We start from the raw sequence: 20,195 nt of genomic DNA on the forward strand, positions 1-20,195 counted from the left end.
CTGTAAGATTTTAGATTATAATGACAGAAAAACCCAAGAAAAAGGTATTGATTATCACTTATTACTGGCCGCCTTCGGCAGGCTCAGGAGTACAACGCTGGCTGAAATTTGCTAAATACTTACCTGAATTTGATTGGGAACCAGTTATTTTCACACCAGAAAACCCTGATTTTGACCTTAAGGACGAGAGTTTGCTTCATGAAATCAATCCTAATCTGGAAGTACTTAAATTCCCTATTTGGGAACCTTATGCGCTTTTCCGCTCTCTTAAGAAAGAAAAAATAAAAGACACTTCTAAGGTCTTAGAGAAAAAAGATAAATCTATTGTCGACAAGCTTGGGATTTGGGCAAGGGCAAATTTCCTGATTCCTGATCCAAGAATATTCTGGGTAAAACCTTCCGTAGATTTTTTACAAGGTATCCTTGACAACAATCAAATTGATGCCATCATAACTACAGGGCCACCACATAGCCTTCACTTGATCGGGAGAGAACTGAAACGCAAAACCAACATCTTTTGGCTTGCTGATTTTAGAGATCCTTGGTCTCAATGGGAGTTTCTCGATACGCTACCAATGACCTCTCTTGTTAGAAAGAAACATGAACAAATGGAGCATACTGTTCTCCGAGAAGCTGATATCGTCACCACCATCAGTCCAACATTTCAACAAGATTTAGCAAAAATAGCTGGTAAAAACATTTCTCTTTTGACCAATGGATTTGATACAGCTGATCTCCCTGTTGATTGGAATCCACAAAACATGACTACTGCCTCGATCGAAATCGTCTACACAGGTGTGATTGATGCAATCAGAAACCCAATCCCTTTTATTGAAGCTTTTCAAAAAGTTTTTAAGGAGAATCATAGAGAAGCACATTTACGATTCGTCGGCAAAGTTTCGTCTACCGTGGAAGAATTTGTCAAAAAGGATCCTTGGCTAACGAAATTTATCCATTTTGAAGGATACGTAAGTCATCAGGAAGTTTTTGAGTATTATAGAAAAGCTAACTTATTGTTGTTGATCTTAACAGATACCAAAAATGCAAAGGGGAACATTCCTGGTAAAATATTTGAATATTTGGCAACTGGCAGACCTGTTTTAGCATTGGGTGACCCTCAAGGCGATTCTGCACAAATCTTAAAAGCAGCAGCCACCAATGCTGTATTCAAACATACCGATCAGGAAGGAATTGAAGCCTTTTTAACTCAGTTCAACCCGGATAAATCTCAAGAAATCAAACCTGATACAGCCATGTATTCTAGAAAAAATTTAACCAAAACCTTAGCCAAACTCTTAGATGCAAGCCAAGATTCCATTTCTTGATCTCAGCCGATTTTCTGAGTCAATTCAGATTAAACTGAAGGAGAAGTTTTCCGAGCTATTGGAAAAAGGTGTTTTTTCAGGATCTGAGGAGATATCAAGACTTGAAGAAAACCTACAGAAATACTTAGATGCTCCTTTTTTATCTACTTGTTCTAATGGAACAGATGCTTTGGAAATTGCTCTTCGTGTATTGAATATTGGCCCTGGGGATGAAGTAATTGTACCAGCTTTATCATGGGTTTCTACTGCTGAGGTTGTGGTTCTCTGTGGAGCGAAGCCTGTTTTTATCGACACAAATGCTGATGGGCTGATAGACTTATCACTTTTGGATCAGGTATGGACGCCTCAAACTAAAGCCATTATCCCCGTACATTTATATGGAAAAATGGTTGATATGCCTGCTTTAATTGCTTGGGCAAAATCAAAAAAAATCCAAGTCATAGAAGACGCTGCTCAAGCCTTTGGTGCTTTTCATGAAAATATCAGTGCAGGACTATTCGGCGATATCGGTTGTTTTAGCTTTTATCCTACTAAAAACCTTGGAGCTTTAGGAGAAGCAGGTGCTTTAGTAACAAAGGATAAGACAATTGCTGAGCAAATTCAAGTCATGATCAATCATGGTCAGGAAAAAAGAGATCATCATGTGGCAATTGGCAGAAATGCAAGAATAGACACGCTTCAAGCTGGTTTTTTGAACATTCTGCTTCCCTATTTTGAAAATTGGCAGCAACATAGAAAAGCTTTAGCGGGTATTTATTTGGAGGAATTGCAGTCTCTCAAGTGGCTTTCTTTGCCAGAAGGATTAGAAAAATCTTCCCATAATGCACATCTTTTTACCGTTCAATGTAAGGAAAGAAACCAGCTAAAAACCTTCTTGGAAGCACAAGGTATCGGAACTGCAATTCATTATCCAAATATCATCCCTAGGATGAAGCCTTATCATGTTGACAAACATTTTCCAGAAAGTCATAGAATTTCTGAACAAGTGATGTCCCTGCCCTTAAATCCATTTTTAACTCAGGAAGAAGTTTACAGAATTTGTAGTGCCATAAAAGGCTTTAATTTTAATCAAGATTTTTGACGTTAACACATCCAAAACCCAAAGAATTTTGAGCTCCAAAACCAGCATAATAGCCGAATTCTTGGAGTAAGGGAGAAGCTTTCAATTTGAAATCATACCTAAAGCCTTTCAAATGAACCAATTCATATTGATACATATTGAATACGATTTCTTCTTCCTCTACTTGCGAAATAGGTTGAAATTCGATTTCAGGACAGTAGTGATCTAATTTAGTAATTGATTTGAGTTCTGGTATCGCTGAAGCAAATCTCTTCAATAAATCCGTTTTGAAAAGTTCGGGGTAACGTGAGTCTGTTGGTGAAATAAATTCAGATCCGCCTAACCCTGATTGATCAAATAAAAATACGGGAGTCACAGCACTATAAACCATTACACCTTTAAATACTGGAGGGGGAACTACTTCAATAGCGCAGATTCTGTATTTCACGGTATCTTCACCTGAATGCAAGCTAATTTGTTTACCATGAATTAAATGAAATAAATAATCAGTTGCATCCTCTTCAAGTAAGATTCTTATGTCGAGTGTAGCTTCATCACCTTGATGAATAAGAGAACCTTTTTCTTTTATGATTTTTATTTTATCCAGCTCCAAATTTGAAAAAGTAAAAGGAATATATCTCACAAATTCATTCTTTTCATTCAAAAACAACTGAAGCTTTGAAAAATCTGCTTGTTCAAAAATACCCTCCAAGGCAGCAGAAAGCTGATATTGATAGTTCAGTGCAAATTGGCTTGCCTCACTCTCTCTTTTTAGTTTGATTAAAAATTGCATCGTTTTGATATAAAATATAATGCAATTTAGCTATTAACTCCTTTACATAAAATACCCTGTTCTGGGTATTTTTTAAATAATTTTCAATATTGTCATGAATTGTCCGATAATTTTTTAATGGAATTTGGGGAAAAAATAAAAAAACAAGTCACTTACCGATTTAAAAGTGTTAATTCCACAGGTCTAATATCCCTTACTTTGTCCCAGATGATATTATTTTGGTGTAGTTTTTAACTATAACTTATTAAGATCAAATTTTTCCCCTACCCCAAATCACAGAATTTCAAACATGATTCATATATTAGCTTCATGAACAAAATAGCAGCTATCACCCTCCTCTGTTTGATGTTTAACTCTTTTTCCTATGGTCAAAGATCGAGTCCGATTGGGTTAATTGAGACCAATTATGGGGATATTTATATCAAACTGTTTGAAGAAACACCCAATCATCGGGAGAGTTTTATCGCCCTAGCAAAGAGTGGCTATTGGGATTCGCTGACCTTCAATCGCGTCATTCCCAACTTTGTCGCACAAGCAGGCTGTCCTGATACTGAGGAAGGCTTCAATGATCCTGAATATCTCTTAGAACCTGAATTTGTCAAAGGAATCACACATGTATATGGTGCAGTTGGTGCTGGAAGAGACGATAACCCTGGGAAATTATCAGCGAGATGTCAATTTTATATTGTGCAAAACAAAAATGGACTTCACAGGCTAGACAATGATTACACGGTTTTTGGACAGGTTATCAGTGGAATGGATATCGTTGATAAAATAGTTTTAGTAAAAAAAGATGATTCCGATGAACCCTTGACAGCCATTACGATGAAAGTAAGTATTGTTCAAATGACAAAAAGAGAAATTGAAAAACTCTATGATAATTAGCGCAAAAAGGTTGATCAAATGAATCGATAAAAACTTTCTTTTTTCAAACAAAATCAAATACTACTACCCGATTTTCGTTTATATTTCATAATTTCAAGGCATGATTTGGGCATATCCGGACGGAAGTTTATTAACATGGTTATCAGTGATTTTTGTATTACTCTACACCATCTATTTATACAGATTTTATCTTATCAACAGAAAATTGCAGGTAAAAAAGCATCGCATTTTCATTAAAATGATTTTGCGTAGTGCATATTTTATTCTTTTTCTAATCGCCCTTGCAGGCCCATCTATTGGGACTTCCATGAAGGAGATTAAAGAGGAAGGAAAAGATATATTTCTTGCGATCGACCTATCCCAATCAATGAATGCGACCGATATAGGACCTTCTAGATTGCAAAGGGTAAAGTTTGAATTAAAAAATTTGGCAAAGAGTTTTGCTGGAGACCGAATAGGTTTGATCATCTTCAGCTCTGAAGCATTCGTACAATGCCCACTCACTTTTGATCAAAATGTACTGCAGCTTCATATTGATGGACTCAATACAGGGCTTGTTCCCAGCCAAGGAACAGATATTAACGCTCCACTTCAGATGGCTTTAAGTAAATTTAGATCTGACGAAAGACCTGAGACAAATAGTAGATCGGTGATTTTGGTTTCAGATGGAGAAGATTTTGGTGAAAACTTCAGGCCGATTATCAGTGAATTAAATGATGCTGGAATTAAAATTTTTAGCCTAGGTGTCGGTACTTCTCAGGGATCCACCATACCAAGGGGAAATAACGTGATTATCGACCCTAAAACCAATCAACCAGCTATAAGTCGCTTAGAAACAACAAATTTGAAATACTTAGCAGCGCAGACTGAAGGTGCTTATTTTGAATTAAGTGATGAAACTCAAGAAATTTCAGACCTGATCGCTGCCATCGACAGAGAAGAAGGTGCCGTGACTGGAAGTAGATTGGTTGAAGCATCGGCAAACAAATATTTCTACTTTCTATTTATCGCACTGGGATTAGCTTTTCTCGATATGATATTCCCATTACGAACCATCAACTTGTAAAATATTGTTAACAGATCAATATGATTTTAATCAGTAGACTAATTTTATTCATCTTTCTTCTTATTCCCTCCTCATGGATGGAAATATCCAAGAAAAACGCTGCTATCAAATCAGCAGCCAAGAGTTATGGAGAAGCGAATTATGAAAAATCTATTGAAGATCACCTTTTTTTAACCTCAGAATTTGGAATCAACAGTCCAGAGACCACATACAATCTTGGCCTAAGTTACCAGTATGCTGAGAAAAATGAGGAGGCCCAACGTACTTTCATGTCTCTATTGAATAATCCTAATCCTATGATTGCCTCCTTTGCTTCCAACCACAATGGATTGATTTTGGCAAAAGATGAAAAATATAAAGAAGCATTAGAAGCTTTCAAATATGCACTAATAAAAGATTCTCAAAACGAAGCCGCAAGGTACAATTACGAGCTTTTGGCGAGATGGCTAGAGGAGAATCAGGACCAACAAGATCAGGAAGACGAAGGAGAGAATGATGAAAATCAGGACGAGCAAGATCAAGAAGAGCAGGAAAAACAAGAGGAACAAGATAAAAAAGACGAAAACAAAAAAAATGGTGAAGGCGAAGAGGAGGCAGAAAACGACGAGGATGCTGAATCAGAGAAAAAAGAAGATAAAGAGGGTGAGAAATCTCAAAATGAAAAAGATTCTCAAGAACCAAGCGAACTAGATTCGGACCTTAGCGAAAGAGAGAAAGCCATGGAGCAATTGAAGGAAAAGCTCAAGGAAATGAATCTTACTCCAGAGCAGGCCTCTCAAATTCTAGATGCAATGAACGCTGCCGAACTCCGCTATATTCAACAAAATCGAAAAAAAGCTACTAAAAGGCCAGACAAAGGTCTGCCTGATTGGTAAAATAGAGAATGGATGTGAGACCTACCTGACGGTAGGCAAGTTTGAGACGTGACATGTAAGACGTGAGATATTTGAGGTGAGAAAATAGAAGTAAGAGCCAAGAAACAAGAGAATAAAAGCTCTTGTCTAAAATCAGGAGACATCTCACTCTGTTCGATGTGACAGGCCTAAAAGTCATTTCGAACGTAGAGAGAAATCTCATCATACAAAAATCAAGATAAGATGTGTTTAATTAAAGATTTAATGTCATAACGCGAGACATCTCACTCTGAAAGATTTGACTATCTTAAAATAATAGGGTTAATCGATACCCCAATCTCATAACATTGTAACTTTACAATCCGCCGCGCCTGTGCGCCGAGGCGTAGCGGAAAATTTCTTTAAATTTTATAACCAAAAATATAAACCCAAATGAAAGAAGTATATATCGTATCCGCAGTAAGAACTCCATTAGGGAGTTTTGGAGGGAAATTATCAGGACTAACAGCAATTGAATTGGGAAGCATCGCTATCAAAGGAGCTTTGACAAAAGCTGGCCTTGATCCCAAGGAAGTAGAAGAAGTGATCATGGGTAATGTAATCTCTGCCAATCTAGGTCAAGCACCTGCGCGACAGGCAGCTATTGGAGCTGGAATCGGTTACCATGTTCCGTGTACCACTGTAAACAAAGTTTGTTCATCTGGGATGAAAGCAGTAATGTTTGCAGCACAATCTATCATGACGGGTCAAAACGATATTGTGGTAGCTGGCGGGATGGAAAGTATGTCGAATGTGCCATTTTATGTTCCCAAAGCTAGATTTGGTTACAAATATGGCAATGCTGAGTTTGTAGATGGCTTGGTAAAAGATGGCCTATTTGAAGTTTATTACAAATTCCCTATGGGTAATTGTGCTGATAATACGGCTAAGGAAATGAATATTACCCGAGAGGAACAGGATAATTATGCTATTCAGTCTTATACCCGCTCTGCTGAAGCATGGCAAAACGGTTCCTTCAAAGAGGAAGTTGTTCCTGTGGAGTTGACAGGGAGAAAAGGTGAGAAAATTGTAATTGACGAAGATGAGGAATTCAAAAATGTGATGTTTGATAAAATTCCATCTTTAAGACCTGTTTTTGATAAAGAGGGAACTGTCACAGCCGCAAATGCTTCTACCATGAATGATGGAGCTTCTGCCATTCTTTTGATGAGCAAAGAGAAAGTTCAAGAACTTGGATTAACACCAATTGCTAAGATTAGAGGTTTTGCAGATGCAGCCCAAGACCCACTTTGGTTTACTACTGCTCCTGCCCTTGCGATTCCAAAAGCGATCAAAAATGCTGGATTGACAGAGAATGATGTTGACTTCTATGAAATCAATGAAGCATTTTCAGCAGTAGCTATCGCAAACCAAAGACAATTGAATTTGGACAGTGATAAACTCAATGTATTCGGAGGAGCTGTTTCTTTGGGACACCCACTCGGAGCTTCTGGAGCAAGGATCATTGCGACATTAACGAGTGTTCTTACGCAGAAAAAAGGTAAGATTGGCGTAGCTGGAATATGTAATGGCGGTGGCGGCGCATCTGCTATCGTTATTGAAAAACTATAAATCAAAATTTAGGGAAGATCTAATCCTCACCAATAGTCGTCAAAAGCAACTTAACGAATTTGATTATTATAAGCTGCTAATGAAGAGGCATCAGATTGACGAGGCTCCAATTCTTTCCTTTCTTATTCAAAAGACAAAGAGTTCATGATGATGAACTCTTTGTCTTTTTTGCTTATTATTACAAGGTAATAAAATCCAACAAATCAATTCCAATGCGCATCTGGACCGTACTATATTTAGTAGCATTTACTTTAATTTCTAATTTATTATTTGCTCAAAATCAGATAATTAAAACTTATTACGACGAGCAGCAACTCAAAGTGAAGGAGCTTATTCAACACGTAAACGGTATTAAAAATGGTTCGTACCAATTGTATTATGAAAGCGGGAGTTTGGCTTTAGAAGGGAATTTTTCTAATGGAAAACGAGAGGGATTGTTTGTTGATTTTTTCCCTGACACCAAAGACACACTTCGGCTCACGACTTACATCAATGACAACAAAGAAGGAACTTCGATTTCTTATTTTGAAAATGGGAATATTTCACAAAAGGTCAACTATTCAAATAATCAGATCGATGGAGAATTGATCACTTATTATCCTTCTGGTAAAATGAGGCAAAAGGCATCATTTAGAAATAATAAGCCTGAGGGTTTGACATTGATTTATGATGAAGATGAAAAACTCATAGAAAAGAAATCCTATGAAAATGGAGTACTTGAGGGATATCAAGAACAATATTATTCTAACAGTCAGATAGAGTCCAAGACATTTTATAAAAATGGTCAATTACATGGCGAACAATTCACTTTTTATAATAATGGACAATTGAAGTCTAAAAGTAACTTTAGAAAAGGCTATCAATATGGAGATTTCAAACAGTTTCATCCCGAAGGACAGCTAGCAAAATCTGGTAAGTACAAAAACGGCGATCCTGAGGGAGAATTTAAAAGCTTCTATCCAAACGGTCAAATTCAAGAAATCTCAAGGTATAAAAGAGGCTTAGCAGAAGGGACTTTTTTGAGTTACTATGAATCAGGCAAAGTTCAAAATGAAACTTTCCACAATAGGTACAATGAAGTAACAAAATCCATTAGCTACTTCGAATCAGGTCAAGTCCTCAAAGAAGTGAATTTCGAAAGAGGTAGAGAACATGGGTTAAGCAAGATTTTCTTTCCAAAGGGAAATATAAGAGAAGAACTCCCCTATCAAAGAGGGAAAATCCATGGGATTCAAAAGATTTTTAATGAAAGTGGAGATTTGATTTTAGAAAGGTTTTTTGATGAAGGAAAGGTCACCGGAATTACTGATCATGAAAAAAAATAAAAATGACAAGAATTAGTCCTTTTCTGACTTCAAACACAAATGCTTTTTCTATTTTTGTCCAAAGATTTTCATCATGAATAGCGCTATTAAAGAAACTAATTTTCAATTTCCAAATCAGAAGGGTTTTTACAAGGGTAAAGTCAGAGATGTTTATATTTTTGACCAGACTATTGCCGTTGTGGCTACAGATCGAATTTCTGCTTTCGACGTAGTATTGCCCAAACCTATTCCGTACAAAGGTCAGGTTTTGAATCAAATTGCAGCAAAATTTCTGAAAGCTACTAGTGACATCGTGCCAAATTGGGTTACCTCAACGCCCGATCCTAATGTCACCATAGGTAAGCGCTGCGAACCTTTCAAGGTTGAAATGGTTATCAGAGGCTACCTTGCAGGTCATGCAGCTAGAGAATATGCTGCTGACAAGCGCTCAGTTTGTGGTGTTGCTTTACCCGACGGTTTGAGGGAAAATGACAAACTACCACAGCCGATCATCACTCCTACAACCAAAGCGGATGAAGGACATGATGAAGATATTTCAAAGGAAGAAATTCTCAACAAGGGAATCGTTAGTGCTGAAGATTATGAAACATTAGAGCAGTATACACATGCTTTGTTTCAGAGAGGAACTGAAATGGCAGCCGAGATGGGTTTGATTTTGGTTGATACCAAATATGAATTTGGGAAATATGAAGGTGAAATTTACCTGATTGACGAAATTCACACGCCTGATTCCTCTAGGTATTTTTATGCCGAAGGCTACGAAGCCAATCAAAGAGCTGGGAATTCCCAAAAACAATTATCCAAAGAGTTTGTGAGACAATGGTTAATTGGACAAGGATTTCAAGGAAAAGACGGTCAAAATGTACCAATCATGCCCAATTCTTTTGTAGAAGAAATTTCAGAAAGGTATATTGAGCTTTTCGAAAAAATCACTGGAGAAAAATTCGTTAAAGCAGACACAATGAACTTAGAAAAAAGAATTGAGGAAGCAGTTTTAAAATCAATCAATAATTAAAGCAAAGACACAAGATGAATGATTATAGACTCAAGGCTTCGTAAATGCCAAGTCTCAAATCTCTTGTCTAGCGTCTCATATCAAAAAAAACATGAAATACACAGTAGATAAAAAAGAGCAATATGTGGTATTTACACCACTTGAAGAGAAATTGGATTCAGCGCTTTCTCCAAAGTTGAAGTCAGAACTTTTGACAGTTCATGCAGAAGGTTATCAAAATCTTGTAATTGACATGAGCCAAGTAAAGTATGTGGATTCAAGTGGATTGAGTGCACTTTTGGTTGGTAATAGGGAATTTAGCCGTGAAGGTGGGATTTTTGTTATTTCTGGAGTGCAAGAGCATGTGATCAAATTGATCAAAATATCTATGCTTGATAAGGTTTTCAACATCGTAGAGACACTCGAAGAGGCTGCAGAAGCAATCTTCATGCACGAGATTGAAAATGGAGACTCCGAAGAAGGGGAAGAAGGGTAATTTTGGAATTTGAAGTCACCATATTAGGATCCAATTCAGCGATTCCAGCTCATGGCAGAAATCAAACTGCGCAATTGGTTAATGTTGGCCTTACCTCCATGTTGATAGACTGTGGGGAAGGTACACAAATACAATTGCGCAGATTTAAACTTAAATACAGTCGAATAGAAAATATATTCATCAGCCACCTTCATGGTGACCACTATTTTGGGCTGATGGGAATGATTTCTACTTTTCACTTACACAAAAGAACTAGACTCCTAACTATATTCGGCCCTCAAGGATTAGACGAAATCATCACTACCCAACTCAAACACAGCAATACAAGACTCAATTTTCCTCTTAGATTTGTCCAAACCAATCCTTCGGAAAAAGAATTGATTTTGGAAGAAAAAAACTTTAAAGTTTTTTCAATCCCGCTTAAACATCGCTTGCCTTGTACGGGTTTTTTGATTCAAGAAAAACCAGGTTTACTGAGGATGAACAAGGAGATGCTTTTAGAACATAAAATCAGTGTGGAAGCCATCAATACATTGCGGAAAGGAATTGACTTTGTAAATGAAACGGAAGGAATAACTTACTTGGTAAAAGATTTCACGCTACCACCAAAGCCACTTCGCTCCTATGCTTTTTGCTCTGATACGATCTACGATCCAGTAGATTTAGTTGCAAACATCCAAGGTGTAAGTACCATTTACCATGAATCAACTTTTGGAGATGATGAAGCTTTGAGAGCAAAAGAGACTTTTCATAGTACAGCAAAGCAAGCAGCTGATATTGCAAGAAAAATAGGAGCAAAAAAACTCTTACTCGGTCATTTTTCTACGCGATACGTGGATTTAGATCCTCTCCTAGAACAAGCTAAAACTAATTTCGAGAACAGTTTTCTGAGTGAAGAAGGCCTCACCTACTCTATTGAATAGTATAAATCAAGCAAGAATCACTTTATGGAAATTGAGATCAAAGAAAGAAATTTTCAAACCAAAAAAACCAACCTCTTTATAATTCTTTGTGGAATATTTTTAACCAATGCAATCCTAGCAGAAATTATTGGTGTGAAAATTTTCTCAGGAGAATTGACACTAGGTTTTCAACCCGTAGGTTGGAGGTTTTTTGGGGATTATATTTTAGATTTTAACCTAACAGCAGGGGCAGTAATTTGGCCTATCGTATTTATCACAACAGATATTATCAACGAATACTTTGGTAAAAAAGGAGTCCGTAAAATCAGTTTTTTAACCGCCTTCTTTATCGCTTATATTTTTGTCATTATCACTATTGTTACACAACTTCATCCAGCTCCTTTTTGGCTTGACGTGAATACGCCCGATCCCAATGGCAATGCTTTTGACATCGATTATGCATTCAATACCATTTTTAGACAAGGGTTAGGAATCATAATCGGTTCATTAATTGCTTTTCTCTTAGGGCAATTAATAGACGTATATGTTTTTCAAAAACTCCGAAAAATCACAGGTTCAAAGATGATCTGGCTGAGAGCTACTGGTTCTACATTAGTTTCACAATTTATCGATTCATTTGTTGTCTTGGGAATAGCCTTCTATATTTTCGGAAACTGGAGCTGGGCACAAGTAGTCTCTGTAGGCATCATCAATTACATCTACAAATTTGGTGTTGCTGTATTACTTACGCCTCTTTTATATCTAGGACACCATTGGATAGATAGGTATTTGGGAAAAGATATTGCTGAAAAATTGACTGAGGAAGCAATGGAGGACACTTCGTTTTTATAATTGTGGCAAGGATATTTTCTAGAAAGAACAAAATCCAGTAGATTTTACAAATTATCTATTCAACGACTACACAAAAATTCATCAGTACTTTTCACCTGACACGTCAACAAAAAAATAAGACGCAAAAATCTAGGATTCTTGCGTCTTAGGTCTTGATTCTCAAACTTGCCTACCGTCAGGTAGATCTCGTGTCTATTTTAAGCACTCGGCGGCATTGTAGGTCTTACTTCAATTTTACTTGGAAGTGTTCTTGAATTCATTTTCATCAAGTCAACTACCATTTGTCCCAAGTCTTCAATTTGAATTTTCCAACCATCTTTATCATTCGGCTGATGGTCATTGAAATAAGTAGCAACTGATCCTGGCATGATGGTCGTTACACGAATGCCATACTTTCTTACATCAAGCATAGCCGCTTGAGAAAATCCAGTTACTCCAAACTTACTTGCATTGTAGGCTGATCCATTGGCAAAGAAATTGGTTCCCGCCAAACTTGAGATGGAAATAAAGAATCCTTTGGACTGCTTCAAACCTTCTAATCCGGCCTTGATACTGTAAAAAACGCCAGTAAGGTTGGTATCAATGGTTTCATGCCATTGTTCGACAGTCATGTCTTCAATGGAAGCAAAGTGACCAATGCCTGCATTTGCCACAACCAAATCTAATTGACCCCACTTGGTCATCACTTGGTCTACAGCTTCCTTTTGTGAGTCAAACTTACGCACATCAGCAGCGATACCAATTACCTCTCCTTTTCCGATTTTTTTGAGTTCGGCGACTGCTTTGTCAGCTGCCTCTTGCGATCTACTTGTAATAGCTACTTTCATCCCCTCAGCCAATAAGGCCGCAGCGATACCGTATCCTATTCCTTTACTTCCTCCAGTGATTAATGCTGTTTTGTTGGTTAAGTTTTGCATGTTTTTTTGTTTTGATTAAAAAGAAGGAAGCCCATCGATCCGACAGGCTTCTTGTATTTGTTCAACCTAGTAACAAGAAAAAAAGTTTACTTTATGCCTATCCTATTACTACCTTTGTATTTCCTACTCCATCTAAAGTGAGATCTACAGGTTTATTTGATTTCCATGATCCGCCAGTAAAATCTGGGACATCGATAGAGTTTGATCTATTAGAAACAGACCACTCACTCAATGGGGCAACGGCCGACCATAATGCCGCATCATACACATCTTGATCCAAGGCTAAACCATTTCTGAGGCAGTCTATAAGCCTCCATTCCATCATAAAATCCATTCCGCCATGTCCGCCAATTTGTTTGGCAAGTTCACCTACTTTCTTTACAATTTGAGGTGTGTAACTTTCCTGTAAAAGTTTCAGTTCGTCCTCATTCATCCATGAATGGCCTTTGGACACTTTTTGACTTGGATATTTCTGAGCAAAGGCTTTTGTACCCGATACAGCATGCAGCCGAGAATACGGCCTCGGCGAACTCACATCATGCTGAATAAGCATGGATTTGCCATTTTTAGTTTTGATCATGGTGGAATTCATATTTCCCCCAAACTTCTTCTCCGCAAAACCAGCGAAGAAATTATCATTTTCTGCTAATTCATTTGCTCGCTCTCTCATATGATAATCATTGGAAGATAAAGAAGTCAAGTAATCCATTTGATCACCTCTATTTATATCCATAATCTGAGCTATTGGACCCAATCCGTGTGTTGGATATAAGTTCCCATCACGAAAATTCTCTTTCAGTCTCCACATATCCTGGTATCCGTCCTTAGCAAAATTCAAATCAAGTAAATCATGGATATAAGCTCCTTCACCATGTATAATTTCCCCAAAGAAACCTTCCCGAGCCATATTTAAAGTCATTAATTCAAAAAAATCATAACAACAATTTTCAAGCATCATGCAGTGCTTTTTGGTCTTTTCTGATGTTTGTACTAGCTGCCAACATTCATCTAATGTGCGTGCAGCAGGAACTTCTACAGCTGCATGTTTGTCTGACTCCATCGCATATACAGCCATTGGTGTGTGCCAATCCCATGGCGTAGCAATGTATATCAAGTCCAAATCCTCTCGATCGATCATCTTTTTCCAAGAATAAGCAGAGCCACTATATTTTTCAGGTTGGTGTATCGTCCCTTTTAGTAAAGCTGCCACTTTTTCGACTCTTTCTGGAATTAAGTCACAAAGCGCCTTAATTTCCACATTTTGGATTTTACTCAATCTACTTACAGCGCCAGGGCCACGCATACCCAAGCCAATGACACCCACTCTAACCTGATCTAATTTGGGTGCGGCATAGCCAGACATATTGAAATTTTGATTGTGTCTATATTTCACCAGTTCAGGAATCTTTTCAAAGTCTTCGATAGTCCTAAAACTTGAAAATCCAGAACCTATTAGACCCAGACCAGCTAATCCTGATAACTTGATGAAATCTCTTCTATTATTTTTCATTATTTTGTGGATTATTTTTACTCTACAACCATACTATACATCTCACTTTCTCTGTTTCCAGGAGTGACAATGATATATTTCAAAGTCAAGGGACCTTGGTCTTCTCTTGGAGTTGGCATCAAGAATTCACCTTGATACAATTGGGCCGTTCTGTCTGCTTTATGTCCATCATAGGTGTAGTAAATTTTACTTCCAGCTACACTTGATGTCATTTGAATTGATTTACGTCCTTCTCTTTCCGTGATCTCTATTTTCGCTTCTGGAATTCTGAAATTTACATCCTGATACTCCAACTCAGCAAGTCTGTGAGGGAGTCTAGAGGTGAAAAAAGAATCGTAATCCTTTTTCTCCTTTGGCATCCAAGCCACTTCAGCTAAAGCAAGTAATCTAGGGAAAATCATATATTGCATTTTTGCAAATGAAAGCACATACTCTGTCCACATATTTGCCTGCACACCAAGAACATGTTTTTGCTGCTCTAAAGTCAGATCAGTAGGTCTCGGATGATAGCTATAAACCTTTTCCAATGGCAAGTAGCAACAAATAAACAAAGGTTCATCAGCCTGCTTCCCTTGTCCATGATCAATATACATGTGGCTATTTGGCGTCATGATAACATCATGTCCCATCTTCGCGGCTGCTATTCCTCCTGCTTCTCCCCTCCAACTCATCACTGTAGCATTGGGTGCCAATCCTCCTTCAAGAATTTCATCCCAACCTATAAGATTTCTGCTATTTTTATTCAAAAAAGTTTCGATTCGCTTGATAAAATAACTTTGAAGTTCATGTTCGTCTTTAAGTTTGTTTTTCCTGATCACCTCTTGCGCAATCTCAGATGTAATCCATTGATCCTTTGGGACTTCATCACCTCCGATATGAATATAGTCACTAGGGAAAATTTCCATTACTTCTGTCAATACATCCTCCAAAAATTGAAAGGTCTCTTCTTTTGGACCGAAAATATTGTAGTGTACACCCCAAAAACCGGGTACACTTGTGCTGATTTCATTGTTGTACGGAGTGCTGTTTTCTTTTTTTATAACATTCATTCCTTGCGCAGGAATCCCATTTTTCATTTTATAACTACCATATTCAGGATAGGCAGCTAGAACAGCCGAGCTATGCCCAGGTAATTCTATTTCAGGAATGATCGTTATCTTTCTCTCTGCAGCATAGCGAACGAGTTCTTTTGCTTGCTCTTGCGTGTAATAACCTCCATGCTTTTTTCCATCATAGATAAAAGGTTTGAAATTCCCATACTGACCAATGATAGTAGCATCTCTCCAAGCAGCTATTTCTATGAGTTTTGGATATTTTTTGATTTCCAGTCTCCACCCTTGATCATCTGTCAGGTGCCAATGAAGTCTATTCAACTTGAAGTGCGCCATCAAATCGACAATCTCCTTCATTTCATTGAGTGTTCTGAAATGCCTACTAACATCAATCATCAACCCTCGATATGCAAACTCAGGCTTATCCTTGATAGCAATTGCAGGGATTTGCAATCGCCCTTCCTTTTCTTCGATCAACTGTAAGAGCGTCTGAAAAGCATAAAAAATCCCTGCTTCACCTCCATTGATTTCAATCTTCGCCTGATCAACATGCAATTGATAGGCTTCAGGTTCAGATTCAGAATCAAGCATAACCCAAACACTTGCTTCTGATGACAACTGATCCAAATTTAATGCATCGATTTTATAACGCTTTTTTAAAAAGTTATTAAAAAGATTCACTGATTCTATGGACGATTGTGCATCAATATAAATCCTGCTTTCAGCTGACAAAGTGAAATAACCTTCTGTTCTTTTCGCTTCCAAAGGCAAAGGAATCACGGAGATTTCTTTGTTATTTTGGCCTTGAGCATGTTTGAATATCATGATAACAAAAGTCATCATGATCAATCTAAAATGAGTGAATTTCATAAATTATTATGTGAATACTATTTGGGTTTATTTATTTGTTAATATAAAACACTTATAAAACTATCAAAATCATTTGAAATCAAAAATAATAATGCTTCATATTCAACAATCGAAGGCCTTTAAATTTTATTCGGTATTTTTATTGTTTTAAATTCATAAAATCTCATGATCAAATCTTTTGTCTATATCCTGCTTTGTTTATTTCTTTTTCTTTCATGCGCTTCAAAAATCACCCAAACTGGTCAAGCTTCTTATTATCATGACAAATTTCAGGGTAGAACTACTGCAAATGGAGAGAAATACAGGAAATATAAACTAACCGCAGCGCATAAAACGCTACCCTATGGAACAAAAGTAAAAGTGATTAATCAGAATAATGGCAAAGCAGTAAAAGTTCGCATCAACGACAGAGGTCCCTTTGTAGGAGGTAGAATTATAGACCTCTCAAAGAAAGCTGCCCGGAGAATTGATATGATTGATGATGGCGTAGTACATGTAAAAATCAAATACAAAAAATAATGCAGATGGATTGATTATCTTTGCAGCATGATAAATGACACGGAAGCGACCAAAGAAATACTCAATCATCTACAAATAGATGCTCTCAATGAAATGCAAATTGACTTCATTGAAAAAGCCAAGCATCATCAAAACCTTATGTTGCTTGCTCCAACTGGTTCAGGTAAAACATTAGCCTATCTTTTTCCACTTTTAGAAATCCTCCAAGCAGATTTGCGAGCCGTACAGGCTTTGATTATCGTTCCTTCAAGAGAATTGGCAATACAAATCGAGCAAGTTTTCAAAAGTATGAAGACTCCTTTTAAAGTAAGTACTTGCTATGGGGGGCATGCCATGAAAATCGAACAAAATAGTCTTGGAGAAGGTCCTGCAGTGGTAATCGGCACACCTGGAAGACTCAAGGATCACATTGAAAAAGAATCTTTTGATCCGAAATCAATCCAAGTTGTTATTCTAGACGAGTTTGATAAGTCCTTGCAATTAGGTTTTCATGACCAAATCAGAAATATCCTAAGACCATTGACAAGCGAGCAAAAATACTTTTTGACTTCCGCAACGAAGATGGATAGACTTCCTGAGTTTATTCCCTTTAGCGAACCCGAGACAGTGAATTTCCTTCAAGACGAGAAAGATTCCAAACTTGAATTGAAACTTGTCAATACTCCAAGTATCGAAAAAGCCGAAACATTGATGCGCTTAGTTGCTGAATTTAACAACGAGGCTTGTATAGTTTTCTGTAATCACAGAGATGCTGTGGATAGAATTAGTACACTCTTAACAGACTTTGACTTCCCACATGGCATTTTGCATGGTGGCATGGAACAAATCGACAGGGAAAAAAATCTAATTAAATTCAGATCTGGAGCACATAATTTACTCATAGCAACAGACTTGGCTTCCAGGGGTCTAGATATTCCGGAAATCAAACATGTAGTCCACTATCAACTTCCTCCAAAAGTAGAAGCTTTTACACATAGAAATGGCCGGACCGCAAGGATGCATGCTGAAGGTCAAGGGTATTTGATTTTAGCTAACGATGAGATGCTTCCAGAATACATCGATAAAGATGTAGAAGAAATCTACCCATCGCAGAACTTTGTCAGCCCTGAGCTACCTGAATACGAATGTTTATACATCAGTGCCGGTAAAAAAGATAAAATCAGCAAAGGTGACATTGTTGGGCTTTTGACCAAAAAAGGTGGACTTGAAGGTGCTGACATTGGAGTTATCAGTATCCTAGACTTTTCAGCCTATGTAGCTGTCAAGAGAAATCTTGCAGAAAAAGTACTCAGGAGAGTTCATCAGGAAAAATTGAAAAAGATCAAAGTAAAGGTTGCCTTAGCTAATTAACAAAGGCTTATGTAACCTTCCTCACAGGATTCCAACTGAATTATAGGTAGCTTTAGTAAATTCATTAAACCAAAAAACTATGACCTACTACAATTCAAAAACTGTAAAAGCTGAGCATATCAATGAAGTCAGAACGCAAGTTGAAGCGGCACTGAAAGAAGAAGGATTCGGCATACTGACTGAAATAGACATTCAGGCAACAATGAAGAAAAAGCTAGACAAGGCTTATCCACCCTATTTAATCTTGGGTGCTTGCAATCCTATTTTCGCTGATAAAGTACTTCAAGCCGAACCACACATTGGTGTCTTACTCCCCTGTAATGTGATCATCAGGGAAACAGGCTCAAAACAATACGAAGTATCCGCCATGGATCCTGCAGCAGCAATGTCCGCTGTAGAAAACGAAAATATAGAACCATTGGCTAGTGAAGTCGGAGAAATGCTAACGAGGATGCTTAGTAAACTCTAAAAAAAATAGCCCGATGAAATTCATCGGGCTATTTTTTAACTATATTTTTTTATGTTTAGGTAGCAGGAAGAACTTTTGCGCTTACTTCACCAAATCCAATTCGAATACCTTCTTTTTCACAGTATCCTTTCATGATGACTGTATCTCCATCTTCGATAAACTTACGCTCTTCTCCATCCTCTAGCTTCAACGGTTTGGTGCCTTTCCAAGCCAGTTCAAGCATAGAACCATAGCTATCTTCAGTAGGTCCTGAAATGGTCCCGGAGGCATACATATCACCTACATTGATATTACATCCATTTACAGTGTGGTGTGCTAGCTGCTGGGCAATATTCCAGTACATGTACTTATAATTCGAAGTACATACTTTACTTGAGTTTTTACCTTCTGGCTGAATATATGCTTCTAAGTTAATATCAAATCCATGGTCCTTTTCGCATTGCAAATAAGGCAATACTTCTGGTTCTTGTTTTGGACCTGCTACTCTAAAAGCATCTAAAGCTTCCAAAGTCACAATCCAGGGAGAAATACTTGAGGCGAAATTTTTTCCTAAGAACGGCCCCAAAGGCACATATTCCCAAGCCTGAATGTCTCTCGCTGACCAGTCATTGAAAAGGACAAAGCCGAAAATAAAATCTTCCGCATCAGCAGTACTGATAGAATCACCCATTTTTGTGGCCTTCCCTGTAATAAAAGCCAATTCCAATTCAAAATCCAACCTTCTACTCGGTCCAAATTCCGGCGTATCCATATTGGCGTCTTTAAATTGGCCTTTTGGTCTTTTAATTGGCACACCTGATGGAATGATTGATGAAGCTCTTCCATGATAACCCACTGGAAGGTGTTTCCAATTAGGCAAAAGTGCATTGTCTGGATCTCTGAACATGGTTCCTACATTAGTAGCATGCTCTTTACTGCTGTAAAAGTCTGTATAATCTCCAATTTTAACAGGCAGAAGCATGATTGCTTCCTTTCTATTCACCATCGCTTTACCTCTACATTGGTGAACTTTCAGATCCTCTTTTTCATCATTCAAAAGCTCTTGAACACGCTCTCTAACCTTCTTCGTTACTGGTTTGCCCAAAGCAATGAAATCATTCAAAGAATCTCTGAGGAAAATATCATTGGGAAGCTGAGTAATGTCCGAGAAAAACCCTTCATCATGCAGCACTGAAAGATCAACAATCTTATCTCCTATCGCAATCCCTGCACGAGCAGAAATTCTTTTAGTTTCAAAAATACCAAAAGGAAGGTTGTAAATGGTGAAATCTGAGTTTTTAGGTACTGGAACCCAACTTACTAGGGGATTACTATTCTGATGAATCATTATCAAAAATTTGTTTCT

Annotated in this window: 19 protein-coding genes; 14 read left to right on the forward strand and 5 right to left on the reverse strand. The window is 37.6% G+C overall.

Going from position 1 to position 20,195, the window contains the following annotated elements:
- The first annotated feature begins 20 nt into the window (after positions 1–20).
- Together IEV57_RS03615 and IEV57_RS03620 are read left to right on the forward strand one after the other, a co-directional pair.
- Positions 21–1,325, forward strand: coding sequence for a glycosyltransferase family 4 protein (locus tag IEV57_RS03615; RefSeq protein WP_188439772.1), 1,305 nt, complete (start codon positions 21–23; stop codon positions 1,323–1,325).
- Positions 1,300–2,406 carry a DegT/DnrJ/EryC1/StrS family aminotransferase gene (locus tag IEV57_RS03620; RefSeq protein ID WP_188439774.1) on the forward strand — a complete coding sequence of 369 codons (1,107 nt, stop codon included), beginning with the start codon at positions 1,300–1,302 and terminating at the stop codon, positions 2,404–2,406. The genes IEV57_RS03615 and IEV57_RS03620 overlap by 26 nt, the downstream gene beginning before the upstream one ends.
- On the opposite strand, the gene IEV57_RS03625 is transcribed toward IEV57_RS03620, so the two are convergent.
- Positions 2,390–3,178, reverse strand: coding sequence for a CRISPR-associated endoribonuclease Cas6 (locus IEV57_RS03625; RefSeq protein ID WP_188439776.1), 789 nt, complete (start codon positions 3,176–3,178; stop codon positions 2,390–2,392). The two genes, IEV57_RS03620 and IEV57_RS03625, sit on opposite strands and share 17 nt — an antisense overlap.
- A 309-nt stretch (positions 3,179–3,487) precedes the next feature.
- Here IEV57_RS03625 and IEV57_RS03630 point away from each other — a divergent pair, with 309 nt between their 5' ends.
- The 9 genes from IEV57_RS03630 to IEV57_RS03670 all read left to right on the forward strand — a co-directional run bounded on the left by IEV57_RS03630 (position 3,488) and on the right by IEV57_RS03670 (position 12,163).
- Positions 3,488–4,063 (forward strand): peptidylprolyl isomerase, encoded by a 576-nt coding sequence (locus tag IEV57_RS03630; protein ID WP_373282207.1) that lies wholly within the window; start codon positions 3,488–3,490, stop codon positions 4,061–4,063.
- Positions 4,064–4,163: 100 nt separating this feature from the next.
- A complete protein-coding gene (locus tag IEV57_RS03635) occupies positions 4,164–5,129 on the forward strand; it encodes a vWA domain-containing protein (protein ID WP_188439778.1) in 966 nt (321 codons plus the stop codon).
- A 77-nt stretch (positions 5,130–5,206) separates the two neighbouring features.
- On the forward strand, positions 5,207–6,004 hold the full coding sequence (locus IEV57_RS03640) for a hypothetical protein (RefSeq protein WP_229744215.1): 798 nt from the start codon (positions 5,207–5,209) through the stop codon (positions 6,002–6,004).
- A 411-nt stretch (positions 6,005–6,415) separates the two neighbouring features.
- Positions 6,416–7,594, forward strand: coding sequence for an acetyl-CoA C-acyltransferase (locus IEV57_RS03645; protein WP_188439782.1), 1,179 nt, complete (start codon positions 6,416–6,418; stop codon positions 7,592–7,594).
- A 212-nt stretch (positions 7,595–7,806) separates the two neighbouring features.
- Positions 7,807–8,919, forward strand: a complete 1,113-nt coding sequence (locus IEV57_RS03650) for a toxin-antitoxin system YwqK family antitoxin (protein ID WP_188439784.1) — start codon at positions 7,807–7,809, stop codon at positions 8,917–8,919.
- 73 nt (positions 8,920–8,992) lie between these two features.
- Entirely contained in the window at positions 8,993–9,934 is a 942-nt protein-coding gene (locus IEV57_RS03655) for a phosphoribosylaminoimidazolesuccinocarboxamide synthase (RefSeq protein WP_188439786.1), read from the forward strand.
- 91 nt (positions 9,935–10,025) lie between these two features.
- Positions 10,026–10,409 carry an STAS domain-containing protein gene (locus IEV57_RS03660; protein WP_188439788.1) on the forward strand — a complete coding sequence of 128 codons (384 nt, stop codon included), beginning with the start codon at positions 10,026–10,028 and terminating at the stop codon, positions 10,407–10,409.
- A gap of 2 nt (positions 10,410–10,411) precedes the next feature.
- Positions 10,412–11,332, forward strand: coding sequence for a ribonuclease Z (locus IEV57_RS03665; protein WP_188439790.1), 921 nt, complete (start codon positions 10,412–10,414; stop codon positions 11,330–11,332).
- A gap of 24 nt (positions 11,333–11,356) precedes the next feature.
- Positions 11,357–12,163 carry a queuosine precursor transporter gene (locus IEV57_RS03670; RefSeq protein WP_188439792.1) on the forward strand — a complete coding sequence of 269 codons (807 nt, stop codon included), beginning with the start codon at positions 11,357–11,359 and terminating at the stop codon, positions 12,161–12,163.
- Between the two features lie 197 nt (positions 12,164–12,360).
- Here the strand turns inward: IEV57_RS03670 and IEV57_RS03675 are convergent, their stop codons facing one another.
- The 3 genes from IEV57_RS03675 to IEV57_RS03685 all read right to left on the reverse strand — a co-directional run bounded on the left by IEV57_RS03675 (position 12,361) and on the right by IEV57_RS03685 (position 16,512).
- On the reverse strand, positions 12,361–13,080 hold the full coding sequence (locus tag IEV57_RS03675) for an SDR family oxidoreductase (protein ID WP_188439794.1): 720 nt from the start codon (positions 13,078–13,080) through the stop codon (positions 12,361–12,363).
- Positions 13,081–13,177: 97 nt separating this feature from the next.
- Complete coding sequence (locus tag IEV57_RS03680; RefSeq protein ID WP_188439796.1) at positions 13,178–14,590, reverse strand: Gfo/Idh/MocA family protein; 1,413 nt, start codon at positions 14,588–14,590, stop codon at positions 13,178–13,180.
- Between the two features lie 17 nt (positions 14,591–14,607).
- The gene (locus IEV57_RS03685) at positions 14,608–16,512 is read right to left on the reverse strand and encodes a beta-N-acetylhexosaminidase (protein WP_229744216.1); all 1,905 of its coding nucleotides are present in this window, start codon (positions 16,510–16,512) and stop codon (positions 14,608–14,610) included.
- 165 nt (positions 16,513–16,677) lie between these two features.
- Between IEV57_RS03685 and IEV57_RS03690 the strand changes: the two genes are divergently transcribed.
- From IEV57_RS03690 to IEV57_RS03700, 3 genes are all read left to right on the forward strand, one after another.
- Positions 16,678–17,031 (forward strand): septal ring lytic transglycosylase RlpA family protein, encoded by a 354-nt coding sequence (locus IEV57_RS03690; protein ID WP_188439799.1) that lies wholly within the window; start codon positions 16,678–16,680, stop codon positions 17,029–17,031.
- A gap of 27 nt (positions 17,032–17,058) precedes the next feature.
- Complete coding sequence (locus tag IEV57_RS03695; RefSeq protein WP_188439801.1) at positions 17,059–18,381, forward strand: DEAD/DEAH box helicase; 1,323 nt, start codon at positions 17,059–17,061, stop codon at positions 18,379–18,381.
- A gap of 79 nt (positions 18,382–18,460) precedes the next feature.
- A complete protein-coding gene (locus tag IEV57_RS03700) occupies positions 18,461–18,850 on the forward strand; it encodes a DUF302 domain-containing protein (RefSeq protein ID WP_188439803.1) in 390 nt (129 codons plus the stop codon).
- 55 nt (positions 18,851–18,905) lie between these two features.
- Here IEV57_RS03700 and fahA read toward each other — a convergent pair whose 3' ends face one another.
- A complete protein-coding gene (gene fahA, locus IEV57_RS03705; RefSeq protein ID WP_188439805.1) occupies positions 18,906–20,177 on the reverse strand; it encodes a fumarylacetoacetase in 1,272 nt (423 codons plus the stop codon).
- Between the last annotated feature and the right edge of the window lie 18 nt (positions 20,178–20,195).

The organism is Belliella aquatica (genome assembly GCF_014637795.1).
Lineage (GTDB): Bacteria > Bacteroidota > Bacteroidia > Cytophagales > Cyclobacteriaceae > Belliella > Belliella aquatica.

Excerpts from the sequence above, each read along its gene's own strand:
- IEV57_RS03635 (WP_188439778.1), top strand. The coding sequence starts at position 4,164 with ATGATTTGGGCATATCCGGACGGAAGTTTATTAACATGGTTATCAGTG.
- IEV57_RS03620 (WP_188439774.1), top strand. The coding sequence starts at position 1,300 with ATGCAAGCCAAGATTCCATTTCTTGATCTCAGCCGATTTTCTGAGTCA.
- IEV57_RS03615 (WP_188439772.1), top strand. The coding sequence starts at position 21 with ATGACAGAAAAACCCAAGAAAAAGGTATTGATTATCACTTATTACTGG.
- IEV57_RS03655 (WP_188439786.1), top strand. The coding sequence starts at position 8,993 with ATGAATAGCGCTATTAAAGAAACTAATTTTCAATTTCCAAATCAGAAG.
- IEV57_RS03700 (WP_188439803.1), top strand. The coding sequence starts at position 18,461 with ATGACCTACTACAATTCAAAAACTGTAAAAGCTGAGCATATCAATGAA.
- IEV57_RS03695 (WP_188439801.1), top strand. The coding sequence starts at position 17,059 with ATGATAAATGACACGGAAGCGACCAAAGAAATACTCAATCATCTACAA.
- IEV57_RS03650 (WP_188439784.1), top strand. The coding sequence starts at position 7,807 with ATGCGCATCTGGACCGTACTATATTTAGTAGCATTTACTTTAATTTCT.
- IEV57_RS03645 (WP_188439782.1), top strand. The coding sequence starts at position 6,416 with ATGAAAGAAGTATATATCGTATCCGCAGTAAGAACTCCATTAGGGAGT.
- IEV57_RS03675 (WP_188439794.1), bottom strand. The coding sequence starts at position 13,080 with ATGCAAAACTTAACCAACAAAACAGCATTAATCACTGGAGGAAGTAAA.
- IEV57_RS03680 (WP_188439796.1), bottom strand. The coding sequence starts at position 14,590 with ATGAAAAATAATAGAAGAGATTTCATCAAGTTATCAGGATTAGCTGGT.
- IEV57_RS03685 (WP_229744216.1), bottom strand. The coding sequence starts at position 16,512 with ATGAAATTCACTCATTTTAGATTGATCATGATGACTTTTGTTATCATG.
- IEV57_RS03625 (WP_188439776.1), bottom strand. The coding sequence starts at position 3,178 with ATGCAATTTTTAATCAAACTAAAAAGAGAGAGTGAGGCAAGCCAATTT.
- IEV57_RS03640 (WP_229744215.1), top strand. The coding sequence starts at position 5,207 with ATGGAAATATCCAAGAAAAACGCTGCTATCAAATCAGCAGCCAAGAGT.
- fahA (WP_188439805.1), bottom strand. The coding sequence starts at position 20,177 with ATGATTCATCAGAATAGTAATCCCCTAGTAAGTTGGGTTCCAGTACCT.
- IEV57_RS03670 (WP_188439792.1), top strand. The coding sequence starts at position 11,357 with ATGGAAATTGAGATCAAAGAAAGAAATTTTCAAACCAAAAAAACCAAC.
- IEV57_RS03630 (WP_373282207.1), top strand. The coding sequence starts at position 3,488 with ATGAACAAAATAGCAGCTATCACCCTCCTCTGTTTGATGTTTAACTCT.
- IEV57_RS03660 (WP_188439788.1), top strand. The coding sequence starts at position 10,026 with ATGAAATACACAGTAGATAAAAAAGAGCAATATGTGGTATTTACACCA.
- IEV57_RS03690 (WP_188439799.1), top strand. The coding sequence starts at position 16,678 with ATGATCAAATCTTTTGTCTATATCCTGCTTTGTTTATTTCTTTTTCTT.